The sequence below is a fragment of the Nostoc cf. commune SO-36 genome, from assembly GCF_023734775.1.
Taxonomy (GTDB): domain Bacteria; phylum Cyanobacteriota; class Cyanobacteriia; order Cyanobacteriales; family Nostocaceae; genus Nostoc; species Nostoc commune_A.
In genome coordinates, this window is the sequence record NZ_AP025732.1 from 3,118,844 (window position 1) to 3,134,015 (window position 15,172).

The window sequence follows — 15,172 nt, forward strand, 5'->3', positions numbered from 1 at the left end:
GCGGCAAGATATTTTTCTCATTACCCATAGATAAAATAAGTCTGCTTTTGGGAACTATAAATCAGGAATTAAATTTACAATCCTGCCACATTTATAAATATGCTCAATAATAATTGGCGCTCTCTAGCTGCTGTTAGTGCTGGCTTATTTGCACTAGTTTTGTTTCCTGTTGCTGCTAAAGCACAAATGAGCGTTTCTCCTCTGGTGATTGAAGCTAAGGCGGAACGCGGACAAGCTCAAGGAATGATTACAATTTCCAATACCAGTAAGACCCCTTCTCGGATTCGGATCTATGCTCAACCTTTCACATATAGCCGCGATTCGGGATTTCAAACCTTATCCTCTAGTCCCAGTGACTTGACAAAATATCTGCAATTCTCACCGCGTGAGTTGACTGTCAAACCTGGAGAAGTACGGCGGGTGCGCCTCATTAGTCGCTTGGCTCCTAATTTACCTGACGGGGAATATCGAGCGGTAGTGTTTAATGAAACTCTCAATGAATCCAAAGATGCTGCTGGTAATAACGTTACTTTGGTAGCACGAATTGGCGTGACATTTTATGTGAGGAAAGGCAATCTTTCTCCCCAACTAGCGATTGATAGCGCCAGCTTTAATCGAGAGCAAAAACAAATTCAACTCTTAGTTAAAAATAGCGGTCAAGCAACTGTTCTTCCTAGTGTAAAATGGACTTTACGCCAAGGAACAACTGTTGTAAAAACTGGACAAATAGATTCCAATGCTGTAGTGGCAAATAGCGATCGCAATTTTTTATTAAATTACCCCAACAAAGACCAACCAGCCCTAAAACCCGGTCAATATCAGCTAAGTGGTGAGTTGTTCTGGGGTGAAGACAGTAACAAAAGTAAATTGCCTTTCAATCTAAATATTACTATTCCTACACAAACGGCTACATCACAAAATAAATAGCTTGTACTATAATTCATAATTCTTAATTAAGAAATTCAGATTAAATTCTAATCGGGTTAGCTTAAGTTTTTTGATGAAAATTCTAGATCACAAAGACACGATAAATCGCCATTCTTACACTAGAATAATCAGTTATTTATAGAGACGATGATTTATCACTCTCTTGCGTGAACCGAAGTTTATTAGATTAAATATTGGTTTTCAAGTTCGTATTTATAGACTGATTTTCAAAAGATTTTATTGCTGCCAAATATAGCAGTAATCTCGATAATTTCGCTTGCTATGTGGGAATTATATGTTTGTAGAGACGTTGCATTGCAATGTCTCTATTTTTATAAATGAATTTCCTGATAAATGAAAAAATTGTGCAACTTCGGTTAGTAAAGAAAAGTAAATGTCTGCTAGCTGCGATCGCTCTTATCTGTCAAATTATTATCACGCCAGCTAAGGCAGATACGGCTACTATTTCCAATCTACAAACGCCCACAAGTACTCAATTAGCTAAGGAATCCGAATTTAAAGTTTTTCCCGTAGGATTGAATGTAGGCAACCGTAATGTCAATTCTAGCGTTTTAGTGCGTGGTCAAGAAGATGGTTCCGAAGCAATTAATTTTGCAAATTGGCTGTTACCTTATGATGCTGTAATTCAAGGGTTGAAATTAAATGTTACCACTTTACCTGATGGGCAATTAGAAGTGCGATCGCCTGGTGTTGTAACTCGTATTGATCCAACGAAACTTCGCACCGATCCAGAATTAGGATTAGTCTTTACAATTCAAGATTTACAAACTCTCTTTGGCGTAACGGCGAAATTTGATATCAATGAATATGCCATTGTTTTGGATGTTCCAGGGCTAGATCAATCTAGTGGCAACCTGGCAGAAATAGAAACTCCGATTCAACTAGAAGGATTACCACACATTTCACCTCAAAATTTTAGTGTTGCCGCAATTGAACAAAAGGTCAATGCTAGTGGTAGTGCTACCAGATCAACAAATTATAGAGGTGATTTCCTTGCTGTTGGTAGTGCTTTCGGTGGTTCATGGTTCATTCGCACCGATCAACCAAATTTACAAAATCCGCAAACTTGGAATATTGCCGAAGCGCAGTTTCTTCGACAAACTAATTCAGCTGATTATTTTGTGGGTTCCCAGCCAACTTTTTGGCAGACTCAAGGAACAGGAGACTATTGGGGTTTTACATCCATTCAACGGCAGGGATTTGTACCACCTCAACCCTTTGGTGGTGGTTCTTCTGATCCTCGGCAACGTTTACAAGCAGATGCTATTGGGCGCACAATTTCTGGTAAGACTGAACCAGGTACATTAGCGCGGTTAGTACAAGGTTTTGGCGATCGCGTCATTGCCGAAATTTTAGTTGATTCTTCTGGCATTTACCGCTTTGAAAATATTAAAAGTCAAAATCAATTTTTAGGCAACAATTATCGCGTCTTGCTGTATCCCCAAGGGCGACTCACCGCCCAACCAGAAATTCAAGAGGCTACTTTTTCTACAGTCCCAGGGCAATTACCAGCAGGTGCTTCAGGATTGATCGTTTCTGGTGGCTTACGACGGAATTCTTTGGGAAATCAAAGTCTGTTGGGCAACTTTTCTGACTTTCGGGGGGGAATTGCAGGGCGTTGGGGTTTATCGGAAAATCTAACAGTAGGCTTAGGTGGAGTGTACGACGAATCGCCTAGAGCCTTAGCAGAATTATTTTGGCGTCCGGGAAAGTTACCTTTGCAGGTAGCAGTTTCAGCACTGACGGGTAATAAGTGGGATGTGAATACAGATATTCGCTACAATCCATCATCCAACTTGAGCGCTGCATTTACTAGCGATCGCTTGTCTAGCCGTTTTAATCTAGATTGGCGAGTTTTGCCTCAATTCACCTTATTCACTAGTACTGACACAGCTGATGCGACATCTGGCGGAATGCAAATTAACTTGAGTGGCAAAGATGCCTTTACCTTTGCCCGTGTCAGCTTAGATACTAAAAACCGCCTGCGCTGGAATTTGCTGCAACGTCTTGGGAGGTTAGAATTAACGCAACGCGGTAACGAAATTGGCAGTTTGTCGGAACTGACTTACAAATTTTCTAAAAACAGTTTTTCTAGTGGTGGCAGCGCACTGCTGTTAAATTATGAAACACAGAATCAAAATCGTAGCGACAGCTTGCTAAGTGTGAGTTGGCGCTATCGTTCACAACAACAGGCGATTGATGGTAATTATAGGTGGGAAGCACAGTTGGGTTATGGCATTGGTTCTCAGGGTAGCGGACTACTAGCCACATTATCAACAACAGTTTTACCCGGTTTGCTATTACGGGCGCGTTATCAAGGTGTATCGCCAAGTTCCGATGAAGCAACTTTCAGCATAGATTTAGCTTCTAGCCTAAATTTACAAGGGGGTGTTAGTCCAGGCGATCGCCGTTCTAGTTACTTCCGTACACAAGGCGGACTGCTGATTAAGCCATTTTTTGACCGGAACAATAACGGCAAACAGGATGAAGGGGAAGAAGTTTATACAGATAACGCTGATTTATTGTTGACTCTGAACAATAAACCACTTAAGTCATTTTCACCACAAATCCAGGGTGGTCGCACTTTAGTACGAATGTATCCTGGCATTTATCGCCTCGACCTTGATCCAGCAGGTTTACCCCCTGATTGGCAGGCTGCGGTCGAGTCTTCTGCCGTGGATGTGATTGCTGGGAGTTATACCCCTGTGATGATTCCCCTAATTCGTTCTTACACGCGATCGGGAGTAGTCACGGATGCTCAAGGTCAAGCGATCGCAGGCGCACGGATAGAAGCTATACAAGCAGATCAGGGAACTCGGCGTTTTTCTGTTACCAACGGTGCTGGAGTCTATTATTTAGAAGGCTTGCCACAGGGTAAATACACTCTACAAATCAACGGTAAATCTGCTGGTAGCTTCAAATTGGAAGAGTCTTCTGAAGCATTCCAAGAGCTTAATTTGCAACAGCCGTCAATCCCCTAACAGGAACACGGTACAATCCAGAGGCACTTTTATTGTTACCAACGCGGGTTAAGGATGGAAGCAAATTTTCTGACGGCTGTTTTTCTACCCCTAGCTCTATTTATTATCATGTTAGGTATGGGGTTAACCTTGACCCTAGAAGACTTTAAGCGAGTTGTAACCTATCCCAAAGCGGTGGTGATTGGCTTGGTGGCGCAGTTAATTGTGTTGCCAATTGTGGGCTTTGGCATTGCGTCAGTGTTTCCCCTTGACCCACAATTAGCGGTAGGTGTGATGATTTTAGCAGCCTGTCCCGGTGGCGCTACTTCTAATATGATTACGTTTTTGGCTGGGGGTGATGTTGCTCTTTCTGTGACGCTAACAGCTATTAGTAGTTTCATTACTGTTTTTACGATTCCTTTGGTAGTAAATTTGTCAATGCAGAGATTTTTGGGGGAAGGAACAACGCTACAGTTACCTTTCTTAAATACTGTTTTGCAGATTGCGGTGATTACACTTCTACCTGTAGCAATTGGGATGATAGCCAAGCGGTATGCACCCGGATTGGCAGACAAGGCAGATAAACCTGTGAAGTGGCTGTCTTTATTTTTCCTGGCGGTGGTAATTACTGGAGTGCTGCTGCGAGAACGGAATAATTTTATTTCTTATGTAATAGATGTGGGCTGGGCAACTCTGATTTTGAATGTGGTTGCAATGGCTTTAGGTTTTGCGATCGCAACCTTAACCAGATTAGGAGAAAAACGCGTTACGGCAATTACCATAGAAGTAGGAATTCAAAATGGGACTCTGGCGATCGCGATCGCTTCTACGCCTACGCTACTAAATAGTCCTACAATGGCCATTCCTGGGGCAATTTATGGTCTGCTAATGTTTGTAACCGGCGCTGGATTTGCTTGGTGGGCTAGTCGTCGCCAAAGCTTGTTGAAAGCATAAAAGTAGTTTGCCTGATTGCCAAGTCTGGTTGTCCAGTAATTGAAAGTATCCCCATACAAGCTAGACTTTCATTCCTTTGCGAAGTTGTAAAGTGGAATAGGAAGTCGAAGAGAGTATCAAGAATATACATGTACGTACTAATTGGTGGTGCAGGCTTAGTGGGCTTAAATTTGGCGCAAAAACTGGTAGAACTGGGACATACTGTTGCCGTAATTGACATTGACCCTATCGCTTGCCGCTATGCCCGTGAACAAGTGGGTGCAATGGCTTTTGAAGGCAGTGCTGTAAGTACAGAAGTATTGTTAGAAGCGGGGATTCGCAAAGCCGGTTCCTTGGCAGCTGTTCTGAGAAGTGATGCCTTAAACTTGGCAATGGTGACTCTTGCAAAACATTACGGTGTCACCCATATTTTGAGTCGGATGCGCCACCCCGATTTTGCCGAACCGTTACGTATCGCTGGAGCTAACCATGTTATCAGTACTGTTGAACTATCAGTTTCAACAATGGTGAATGCCATTGAATATCCACAAGTGGAATCAATGATGCATTTTGAGCAGGGACAGATTGAGGTTCTGAAACTTTCCATCCCCAACAATTGTTATGTGGCTGGTCGTAGCGTTGCCGAAATTGCTCAGGATTCCCAATTTCCTAGTGGTTCGCTAATTATTGGCTATCAACCCCATCCCCACGAAGATTTGATGATTCCTAACGGTAGTACAATACTGGAACCTCATTCAACTGTGCTGATTGTGACTAAACCAGGATGTTTACATCAAGTCATTGATTTTATTGAACAAAAATGTTGAGCGTAGTTAGCTATATATAATAATTGGTGTAGATAGTTTTGATGAAGCTGTATCGATATATTTATTTAGCGATCGCTGTATTCTTCTTGTATCTTGTCAATCACCTGAAATTCCACCAAAGTCACAACCCGATGCCATTCCAGCAACCCCATTGCAAAAAATCGTGACGCTGGATAAGAATTTTAAGATAGCAAGCAGTCAAACTGTTTATGTTCCAGTCTACTCTCATATCTATCATCACAATCGGCAGGAGATTTTCGAGTTAGCAGTTACGCTAAGTATTCGGAATACAGATTTGACCAATGCGATCGTCTATTACTTCTGTGCGCTACTATAACTCAGAAGGGAAACTAGTTAAAGAATATTTAGAGCGTCCTATTCAACTTGATGCCCTAGCTTCTACAGACTTTTTTGTAAATAGAAATGACACCACTGGAGGTTTAGGTGCAAACTTTATTGTCGAGTGGGTAGCCCAAACAGAAATATCCGAACCGATAGTGGAGGCAGTCATGATTGGTACTGACTTTCAACAAGGAATTTCTTTTATCAGTCCTGGTAGAGTAATTAAAACTCAAAATAAGGATAAGCGATCGCTTTTAAAATAATTCGTAATTCGTAATGACGCTCGTGACGCTCGATGACTCGCTCTAAGCGAAGCATCCCGAAGGGTATACGCTGCGCTATCGCCCTTGGCGTGCCGTAGGCAAGACTCGCTACCCGCTACGCTAACGTAATTCGTAATTAAGTTTTTCCTCGTTTCCTTGTTCCCATGCTCCGCATAAGAATGCAATCATTAACTTTCCTCGTTCCCATGCGGAGCATGGGAATGCATTCATTGAGTCAGAGACTCAATATCTAACTAGGGGTTGCTGAAAAAGTATGAAAAAGCAATTCTTTTGGGTTGACTAGTTATTCAAGCAAGATTCAGATATAAGCTTTCATTTTATTCCTGTTAGACGCTAAGTAGGTAGGCACAAATAAATCTAACTAGATTACAAAAGGTAAATCGCTTAAAAGCCTTGCGATTGCTTCACTCCGCGTTGCTCCGTACCCTACGGGTTCCGCCCTTGGCGGTACGCAATGACATAGTGATAAGTTTCCCCGCCCACCTACTTATATAGCCGCTTATTACAAACGAATCAATCTGGAAAAATCAATAAAAATTAGCTTATCTCATTAATTCTGACAACATCTGCTCAAGAATATCTTCCATAATTTCTTCGTCTAAGGAGTGCAAACTTGGTGGCCCACCGAGGAATTCTTTGATAGTAATCTTTTGCTCTCTAAAGTCCTTGACAAAATCCCGAATCTGAGAAACAACGTTAATTTGATTGTCTATGGTTTCTACCATAATAGCCATAGAGTCAATGCCTTTTTTAGCAGCTTTACGAGAATCGGAAACCATCGCTCCTTCTGGAGTATTTTTTGCCAAAGGTAGTTCCCGTTTTAAGTTTTCATATTGAGTGAGGAGAATTTGGTTTTGTTGAGAAAGAGTTCGACATTTCCGAGTTAAATCATCCTCGCTATTATTGTCAATAACTTCCCCGACTTGCTGAAGTAACTCAATTTCTAAAAGTCTTGCTAAATCACCTTCTTGGTAGGCTTGATTGATTGATTTCATGATTTCTGTATAATATCTCTGTGTCTCGTTGTCTTTTACCTTGTCAGGGTGAAAGATTTCAGCTAACCTCAGAAATGTTTCACGAATTTTTCTTTTATCTTCTGTTCTAGCTACGGACTGAGATTCTACAGATTCTTGTGTTTGCCAATGTTCATAGCCCTCTTCAGCAGTTTCTCTTGAAAAATCAGATTCGGGATTGTCAGACAATTCGTCTAGCTCTGTATTGAAGTGTTTATGACTCGGTTTCAGACTAATAATTCCTGTCAACTGAAGATTAAGATATACTGCCTCTATATTTTTGAGGGTTTGTTTCCCAAACTTTCTAGTAGTAAAAATTTCATCAAATAGAGCATGAATATCGTGGTCTAATTCAGCCATCTTTTGGAAACTGGGGCTGGCTTTATGCAATATTTCTGTTGCAAAAATTCGCGTTTGTTCAACAAAATTCTTCAGTTCTGTGCGCTTTCTCTTAATTTGTTTGAGTAGCGATTGGTGTTCTTTTTCTAGAAACTGTAAGCGGATATGTAATTGGGAAAGAGCTAGTGGAGTTGCTTTAGTTGAGTGGGATGGAGGTGGGGTTTTTCGAGGCATATATATAAAATTGATAATTTATTAAGAAGGATATAGGATATCAGTAGAACTAGAGTAAAGAACTTTACAAGGTGTCAAGCAAGCATTTTTAAATATAAAAGACATCTTCAGAAATTAAATATGCATTATCCATAACCCTTATAGAGACGTAGCACTGCTACGTCTCTATATTCATTTTTGAAGATGTCTAAAGAAGATTTTACCAGACACGTAGTGCGATCGCCCTACAGCCCTTTGGGAATTCTACGGTGGGGCGTAATCGCGTAAAAACTTAGCGCTTAGGGACTTCCAGTTAAAAAAAATATCTCAGCAGTATTTGCCTAGGAGATACGCAGAGTTTTTGGCGCAGCCTCTGGTAGAAAAGAGGCTACACTATCCGAGGAAACTGATTTTCAGGAAACTCTTGGCAATACACTGGCCCCCTACAAAAAAATTGGATATTTTTTCTAATTGGAAGTCCCTTATTTGCCAACAAATTCTTTCACCACTGCCATAGCATCAGGAGGAATCTGCGTAATTAAGCGGAATGGGAATGCAGTAGTTGAAGCAAACTGGGCATAATCTGATGTCAGAAAGACAGTATAGTTTTTAGCTTCTGGAGTCATCTGGAAAGCAAAAGCTAAAGCTATAGCTTTAAGGTACTTGCGAACATCAGCAGCTTGTTCACCCACAATTTCACCGCCACTAATGGGGGTATTTGGTTGTCCTATCTGATCCAAAGTTGTACTAGGGTCTTTTACACTCAGATGAGTACCCCCAACTATACCAACTAGCCACTTTGGAGATGGGATTTTGTCAAATCCCATAATTTGTTCAGTTAAAGCTGGGGTGGTTTTATCTGCGGAACCTGCTAACACTAGGGTAGGAACTTGCACCTTAGTTAATCCAGTTTCGCCAAAGATCAGAGATGTTGTAGGATTGAGTGCGATCGCCTGTTTGATTCTAGTATCCCGTAGTTGATAGCTATTTTCTGGCAGTTGTTGAGCGATACACTGAATATTTTCTCCCAGACTCAAGATAGTTAAGTTCTCTTTACAGCGTTGTTTGAGACGTTCCAGTTGTAACTCGGCTCCAGCAAGTGCTAAAGCTGTACTACCGCCCAAAGAATAGCCGATAACCATCGCTTTATTGGTTGCAAGTTTCCCTTGCAACGAATTATTAGCTGTTTGGTTGAGCTTTTCTAATTCGTCGAGGACAAAACTAATATCTTGAGGGCGATACAAAAACTCCTGAGGCTTCATAACTCTGGTTTTGCCTTGTAATGCTGAGTTAGTATTTGCCTCATTACTACCAGGATGTTCTAAAGCTGCTACTACATAACCGTGGGATGCTAAATGTTCAGCCAGGTAACGCAAGTCTGTGCGGACTGACCCGAAGCCGTGAGAAAAGACAATTACGGGTTTGTCGGCAGTTGCAGCAGTTGACCAGTAAATATCAACTGGAATTTTACGGTCGCGCTTTTGGTCATTCAGGCTGAGGTTGAGTATTTTTACTTGAGCTACTCCCGGTTGGCTGGGGTCAAAAGGAAAAGCAATCTGCGGTGTTCTGGGGTCAAGTTGGGAAGCAATGTCTGACGACAATCCGTTACGGGTCAACGCTAGCATAAATTGTTGGGTGCGCCAGAAAGCTGTATTCAAACTCCCTACAACAACGAAAGCCTTTGGCAAATCAATTTCTAAGCGTTTACTGGGATAAGCAGCAATAAAACTCAGTATAGAAAGACCCTGCGGTGCAGTAGAACCTAATACCAATCCTGCTCTCAGTGCTTGTACCCCAGCTTTATCCTTTCGGGCTAAAGCAGTAGCGAAATCATTGAGAATAGTTGTGCCAATCTGAGTATTAATTAACTTATCAAGTGTGACAACATTCATCGGTATATTCATCCCCAACGCCCCCAAAAAAGAGCGTCGTTGTTCTTCAGATAATCCTTGAGTGTAAGACTGCAAACTTTGAGGCAATTCCCCAGTTTTTGCAGCCTTTTGCAACTCAGCAAGAGAGATGGATTCTGTAAATAAACCCAGACGCACAACAACTGTGTCAGCCGCAGTGGCGGAAGTATTTGCCCCGAACTGTGTAAGTATAATTGCGCTAAAGAAACCCGCAACTGCCTTAAGACTTCCCCAACTTATTCTCATAAATATTTATACCAAGTGTTACTTACGGGAATATAACGGATATTTGTGTATTTGACTACCCCGTTAATTACCCAGAAATAAAACCAATTCGCAATTCGCAATTCGCAATTCGCAATGACGCGACGCTCCTGCGTCGCTAATGCTTCGCTATCGCGGACTCGCTCTTCCGCCGGCGCTATCCGCCAGTCGTACAAAATTCATTCTGAATTCTGACTCCTGACTCCTGAATTCTGTTCGATAAAGTTACATTAAAAGCGACGAATTGTAGAATTCATCACAGCTAAAAATTTAAGCATAAATTCAGTGTTGACAGCCACAAAAACCCGATTGTTTCTCCGGTAGGTTTAATACTGTAACAGCAACAATCCAAAATTCTTTATCCAGCGCAACCAGATTTTATGTATGGGATAAATCTAAAATCTAAAATCCTAAATTGAGTGATTGTAAGTTTTGATCACAGAAAAGTTTAAGCGATCGCTTCATGTTTTGTCTTTGTCCTTTAGATCGTGTTGCAGAGGTGTTGTCAGTAGATAGTCTTACTGTTGTAGCTGCACTATCATTACTCATCAAATTCTAGCAGCCGCATCAAAAATCTTCCTTAGCTTTATGCGTCACAGACTCCGCTATATTTTAATTTTGCTTCTCTCTCTGAGTATTATTACACTGTGGTGGCCTGTGAATGATTCTGATTGTCAATCTCGACGATTTTTTAGCATCAAAAACTACAAAATTCCAAGTATATGCTACTAAAGTTGTTGTTCAGCCGTGGCGTGGTCGTCACCATGTATATGGAATCTTTATGATTCCTGATAAATACAAACAATCTCCATTTTTTGTAGTCAGAGTTAAAGGTGCTGGCAGTTATTGTTCCCAACAGTTCGGTCATAAAAATAATTTTGGATAATATCTTTGCTGAACCAGAAACTTATCTGCTGAGAAAGTTTATTAGAACTCGAACATCTTTGCGGCTCATTCTCCAAGGTTTGTACTTCCAACTCAATGATAAACATGAACTGGACGTTGACTTTCCCGGAACCAAAAGTTAGTCAACATAATTCGTAGAATTATAGCCTTCTGTCTGTTGTTTAGCCTTAGCCGTGGAGTTGCTTACATATTCCATTTGGTAGACTGAAGGCATTGATTGGGCTAAGTTGACTTATGACTATTGCGATCAACCAACCAATACAACAGAAGCCACTGAACTTTGATGAGTTTCTTGCCCGTTATAGTGGCGATAACCGCTATGAACTAATCGATGGAGAGGTGTTTGACTTGGAACCAACAGGTCTCCATGAAGAGGTTGCAGCCTTCATTACCACAAAGATATGTGTCCAGATCGACCGAGCAGGCTTACCTTGGTTTGTCCTTCAGCGAGGACTATTGCGCCCTTCTAATATTGGTATGACGGCATTTCGACCTGATGTTGCAGTTGTCGATCCAGATGAACTTATCAAAGAACCGCTTTGGTCTGACCAGTCAATTTTGACACTGGGCAGTTCGATTAAATTTGTGGCGGAAGTTGTTAGTAGTAACTGGCAAAATGATTATGCCCGTAAGGTTGAAGACTACGCGGTTTTAGGCATTCCCGAATATTGGATTGCAGACTACGCAGCTAATGGTGGTACTCGACACATTGGGAAGCCCAAACAACCCACCCTCTCTATTTGTACGCTAGTGAATGGGGAGTATGAAATTCAACAGTTTCGAGGCAATCAGACCATCGTCTCTCAAACTTTCCCAGATTTAAAACTAACGGCTGAACAGGTGTTAAGGGCTGGTAGATAAAATCGCCATTATTTCGACTACCGTAGTAGATTAGTCCTGGTTAACCCAAAGTAAAAATGCAGCATAACAACTCAAATACAGCAGAAAGTTAAGAAGCATTAGTGGTTTATCGCATTAATTTTGATGGGGTTGAGAAACGAACCGCATTCGCGTTAGCGTCTCCCCTTGGGAGAAGGACGCAAAGAACGCAAAGTTAAGAGTTAGAGAAGAGGAATTTAAAGCTGATTTACCTATCAAAACTTTTGCGATAGACTACTAGCTTGATTTATTTTCATCGACTTATTTAGCTTGGTGATTGAGTTTCCAAAACTTCAGTCTTTTCTAACAAGTTAGTAGTAGCATTAATTACAATTTGTGCTGCACCTATGAAAAACGATCGCTCGATATTCGTCGGCATATCACTAGGTTTATGGTAGTAAGGAGTGCGTAAATTTGCGGTATCTGTCACCAACACAGCACCCACCCCCTGATACCAAAACGGTGCATGGTCGCTGCGTAGAGTATCGGGTGTCAGCAAACCTTTAAAAGGAATCGGCAGTGTTAAGACTGCTGGCAAATTTGATTCCTGTTTATCCAAGGCGGTTGAGGGGTTTTGAAAGGCATTCAGCAAAGGTAAATGCTCTGTATCACCGACTACTGCCAAAAAGTCGCCCTTGTCGCTAGGTGGTGTAACAGGCAATCCAGCAGGGTATTTTTGACAGCCAGTAGTGTAACAAGCGTAACCTACCATATCCATAACGATCGCCCCGCCTAAATTTTGCAAGCGTGGTGTCTTGCTTACAAAAGCCTGACTACCTAAAAGTCCTGTTTCCTCTTGGTCAAAAAAAGCTAGCTGTAACGTCCGTTGCGTGGGACGGGAACCCAGTAACCGCGCTACTTCCAGAACCACGGCTACACCACTGGCATTATCATCAGCACCAGGAGATAAGGCAACAGTGTCATAATGCGCTCCTACGAGAATTGCTTTAGCAGCTTTATTAGTTCCTGCACGTTCGGCAAAAATATTCACACCTTCAGAGAACTTTTCTAATTTGGGCTTCCAACCTAATTTTGTGAGTTCAGTTGTGATATAAGTGCGAGTAAGCGATCGCTCTTTTGTTGTGTAGCGCTGAAAGTTCAGATTTTGGATATGGCTTAATAGCTTCTCAGTAGATACTCGTGGGGCAATATCAACTTGCTGTAACTCTGGCTGTGGTTGGGGTGCTTCCACTGGAATGCGCTCAACAATTGTCGGTGAAGGACGCTCTTCAAAAAACGTGCTACCCCTACTACCTACCACGGCAACTGCCATCAACAGCAACAGCATTAGCCAAATCCATTTTCTCATGTCATCTATCCTTGGCTCATCCGAGTTGTAGTAACTTTAATTATGTATGCTTCAAGTTACTGGATGTCTGCGATGCCTACATACAGCAGATTGCAACAGGTGTGAGGTACAGATAATCGTAGGGAACATGGCTAGGGTGTTGACTCTGTGCCTTTTTAGAAGTTAACAAATCATGCAAAATATGTGTAGTCATTGCGAGCTTTGCGAAGCAATCCCAGAGATTTTGCGATTGCTTCGCAAAGCTCGCAATGACACAAAAATAGTATGAGTCAAAAACGCCCAAATTTCATCAAAGTCAACAGCCTAGGCTGTGCCCCTACCCATACACTTCATTTACCTGAAATACGCTGTAATTAAAGAGTGCATCAAGATATTATTTTTTCTTCAAAAACTGTGATGGGTTTAGGTTACATTAGTTGAGAATATGCTATTAGACTACCTCCCAAATTTTCTCCAAAAAATTAAAATATCCAGTATCTTCCTTTTGCAAAACTTAGTTTAATAAGTAAATAGAGCGAACCCGTGATATTGACCATTAAGTGCTTTTTTTCTCGTGGTCAAAGCTAGTATTATAGTATTTTATTACTTGTATATACATCAATATTTATTTTACAAAAAGCAGGAAATGTGACCAATATTTTATCAAGCAAAGAGATAACAGAGAAAGTTAAGATTCTGATTGTTGAGGATGAGTATATCCTGGCTCTGAATTTACAAGAAAGTTTAGAATTGCTGGGATACACTGTTTCAGATATTGCCGATTCGGCAGAAACAGCAATTGACAAAGCTGCTGAACTACTCCCCAACTTAGTTTTGATGGATATCAGGTTGCGGGGTGAAATGGATGGCATTGAGGCGGCGCAGCTAATCTGGAATCGTCTGCAAATCCCTGTCGTCTACATTACCGGACATTCTGACAAAAGCACTGTAGAGCGGGCTAAAATGACATTTGCTTTTGGTTACATCCTCAAACCTGTCAAAGAGCAACAGCTTTATGTTGCTATTCAAACAGCACTTAACTGCTATCAACGTGAGCAATTGTCACAATTACAACGGCTCAACCAGTTGAAAAAGAATTTTTTAGGAACCGCCTCTCATGAAATGCGAATCCCCTTATTGAACATCCAAATGACAATTTCTGTGTTAGAAAATCTGATGGAGCGAGAGGGAATTTTAAATTCAGAATTACTTTCTCCATTTGAGTCTGTAGCTGGCTACCTAACTATTCTGCGTCAACAAAGTGAAGAAGGGTTAGAGTTGGTGAACAATTTGCTGTCTCTACAAATGATTGATACAGATGTCTATCCATTAGAATTAACTTCATTTCAACTCCAAGACTGGCTTCCTCAGATAGCCTTATATTTTCGAGAAACGCGCTCGTTCTCAGCAACAGATTTTTCAAATTGATATTCCTGCAAATTTACCACCTATAGTTTCAGACTTAGCTGTAGTTAGCAAAATCGTCTCCGAGTTACTCAACAATGCCTGTAAATATTCTCCTCCTGATGAAGAGATTAGATTAAATGTCCAGATTATCTACCTGCCAAAAAGTGTAATTAATGAAGATACTCAATCTGGTGCGATCGCTAATTCTCAAGTACCATTCTTTGAAATTACAATTAGCAATTCTGGCGTAATAATTCCTCAAAAAGAACAATCTCGAATTTTTGAGCCATTTCACCGGATTCCTTATAACGATTTCTGGAAAATTGGCGGGACAGGATTGGGCTTGGCATTAGTTAAAAAGCTTGTAGAATATCTTCAAGGCACGATAGAAGTTACCACTATTGAAAATTCCACAAAATTCATAGTTTTACTACCGTTAATCCTGCCAAATTTATCAGATCAAGCGAAAATTTTCATTAGTTGAATTGCTAAGTTTGACGGCTTGTCTTTTGACAGCGATCGCAACTTGACTTAAAGTGCCGCACTAGGGGAGTGCTGAGTACTGAGTACTGAGCAAAGAGGAAGAGAAAACAATTTCTTGCCAATTCTTCAAAAATCCTTACTTTGACACTCAGGACTCATGACTCAGAACTCAGGAA

At 41.2% G+C, this 15,172-nt stretch carries 13 protein-coding genes and 1 pseudogene; 10 read left to right on the forward strand and 4 right to left on the reverse strand.

The features are described 5' to 3' along the window. Nucleotides 1-99: 99 nt before the first annotated feature. The 5 genes and pseudogenes from ANSO36C_RS13975 to ANSO36C_RS13995 all read left to right on the forward strand — a co-directional run bounded on the left by ANSO36C_RS13975 (nucleotide 100) and on the right by ANSO36C_RS13995 (nucleotide 6,273). Entirely contained in the window at nucleotides 100-927 is an 828-nt protein-coding gene (locus ANSO36C_RS13975) for a fimbrial biogenesis chaperone (RefSeq protein ID WP_251960014.1), read from the forward strand. Nucleotides 928-1,292: 365 nt separating this feature from the next. Further along, on the forward strand, nucleotides 1,293-3,929 hold the full coding sequence (locus tag ANSO36C_RS13980; protein WP_251960015.1) for a carboxypeptidase-like regulatory domain-containing protein: 2,637 nt from the start codon (nucleotides 1,293-1,295) through the stop codon (nucleotides 3,927-3,929). Between the two features lie 54 nt (nucleotides 3,930-3,983). Continuing rightward, entirely contained in the window at nucleotides 3,984-4,862 is an 879-nt protein-coding gene (locus ANSO36C_RS13985) for a bile acid:sodium symporter family protein (protein WP_251960016.1), read from the forward strand. A gap of 128 nt (nucleotides 4,863-4,990) precedes the next feature. Beyond that, nucleotides 4,991-5,668 (forward strand): potassium channel family protein, encoded by a 678-nt coding sequence (locus tag ANSO36C_RS13990; protein ID WP_251960017.1) that lies wholly within the window; start codon nucleotides 4,991-4,993, stop codon nucleotides 5,666-5,668. Between the two features lie 41 nt (nucleotides 5,669-5,709). Next, nucleotides 5,710-6,273 (forward strand): annotated as a pseudogene (locus tag ANSO36C_RS13995) (DUF3124 domain-containing protein). 563 nt (nucleotides 6,274-6,836) lie between these two features. Here ANSO36C_RS13995 and ANSO36C_RS14000 read toward each other — a convergent pair. The 3 genes from ANSO36C_RS14000 to ANSO36C_RS14010 form a co-directional block, all read right to left on the reverse strand. Continuing rightward, nucleotides 6,837-7,880: a J domain-containing protein gene (locus tag ANSO36C_RS14000; protein WP_251960018.1), complete on the reverse strand. Its 1,044-nt coding sequence runs from the start codon at nucleotides 7,878-7,880 to the stop codon at nucleotides 6,837-6,839. 461 nt (nucleotides 7,881-8,341) lie between these two features. Next, nucleotides 8,342-10,015, reverse strand: a complete 1,674-nt coding sequence (locus ANSO36C_RS14005) for an alpha/beta hydrolase (protein ID WP_251960019.1) — start codon at nucleotides 10,013-10,015, stop codon at nucleotides 8,342-8,344. Beyond that, nucleotides 10,012-10,209 (reverse strand): hypothetical protein, encoded by a 198-nt coding sequence (locus tag ANSO36C_RS14010; protein WP_251960020.1) that lies wholly within the window; start codon nucleotides 10,207-10,209, stop codon nucleotides 10,012-10,014. Before ANSO36C_RS14010 ends, ANSO36C_RS14005 begins: the two co-directional genes overlap by 4 nt. 485 nt (nucleotides 10,210-10,694) lie before the next feature. Here ANSO36C_RS14010 and ANSO36C_RS34215 point away from each other — a divergent pair, with 485 nt between their 5' ends. The 3 genes from ANSO36C_RS34215 (at nucleotide 10,695) to ANSO36C_RS14020 (ending at nucleotide 11,800) form a co-directional block, all read left to right on the forward strand. Next, entirely contained in the window at nucleotides 10,695-10,919 is a 225-nt protein-coding gene (locus tag ANSO36C_RS34215) for a hypothetical protein (protein WP_323374584.1), read from the forward strand. Beyond that, on the forward strand, nucleotides 10,912-11,061 hold the full coding sequence (locus ANSO36C_RS34220) for a hypothetical protein (protein ID WP_323374585.1): 150 nt from the start codon (nucleotides 10,912-10,914) through the stop codon (nucleotides 11,059-11,061). Before ANSO36C_RS34215 ends, ANSO36C_RS34220 begins: the two co-directional genes overlap by 8 nt. Nucleotides 11,062-11,173: 112 nt before the next feature. Beyond that, nucleotides 11,174-11,800 (forward strand): Uma2 family endonuclease, encoded by a 627-nt coding sequence (locus ANSO36C_RS14020; RefSeq protein WP_251960021.1) that lies wholly within the window; start codon nucleotides 11,174-11,176, stop codon nucleotides 11,798-11,800. 283 nt (nucleotides 11,801-12,083) lie between these two features. On the opposite strand, the gene ANSO36C_RS14025 is transcribed toward ANSO36C_RS14020, so the two are convergent. Further along, a complete protein-coding gene (locus ANSO36C_RS14025; RefSeq protein WP_251960022.1) occupies nucleotides 12,084-13,127 on the reverse strand; it encodes a M28 family peptidase in 1,044 nt (347 codons plus the stop codon). Between the two features lie 627 nt (nucleotides 13,128-13,754). Here ANSO36C_RS14025 and ANSO36C_RS14030 point away from each other — a divergent pair. Further along, nucleotides 13,755-14,534 carry a hybrid sensor histidine kinase/response regulator gene (locus ANSO36C_RS14030; RefSeq protein ID WP_251960023.1) on the forward strand — a complete coding sequence of 260 codons (780 nt, stop codon included), beginning with the start codon at nucleotides 13,755-13,757 and terminating at the stop codon, nucleotides 14,532-14,534. A 52-nt stretch (nucleotides 14,535-14,586) separates the two neighbouring features. Next, nucleotides 14,587-14,997: a sensor histidine kinase gene (locus ANSO36C_RS14035; protein ID WP_323374602.1), complete on the forward strand. Its 411-nt coding sequence runs from the start codon at nucleotides 14,587-14,589 to the stop codon at nucleotides 14,995-14,997. Nucleotides 14,998-15,172 lie beyond the last annotated feature (175 nt).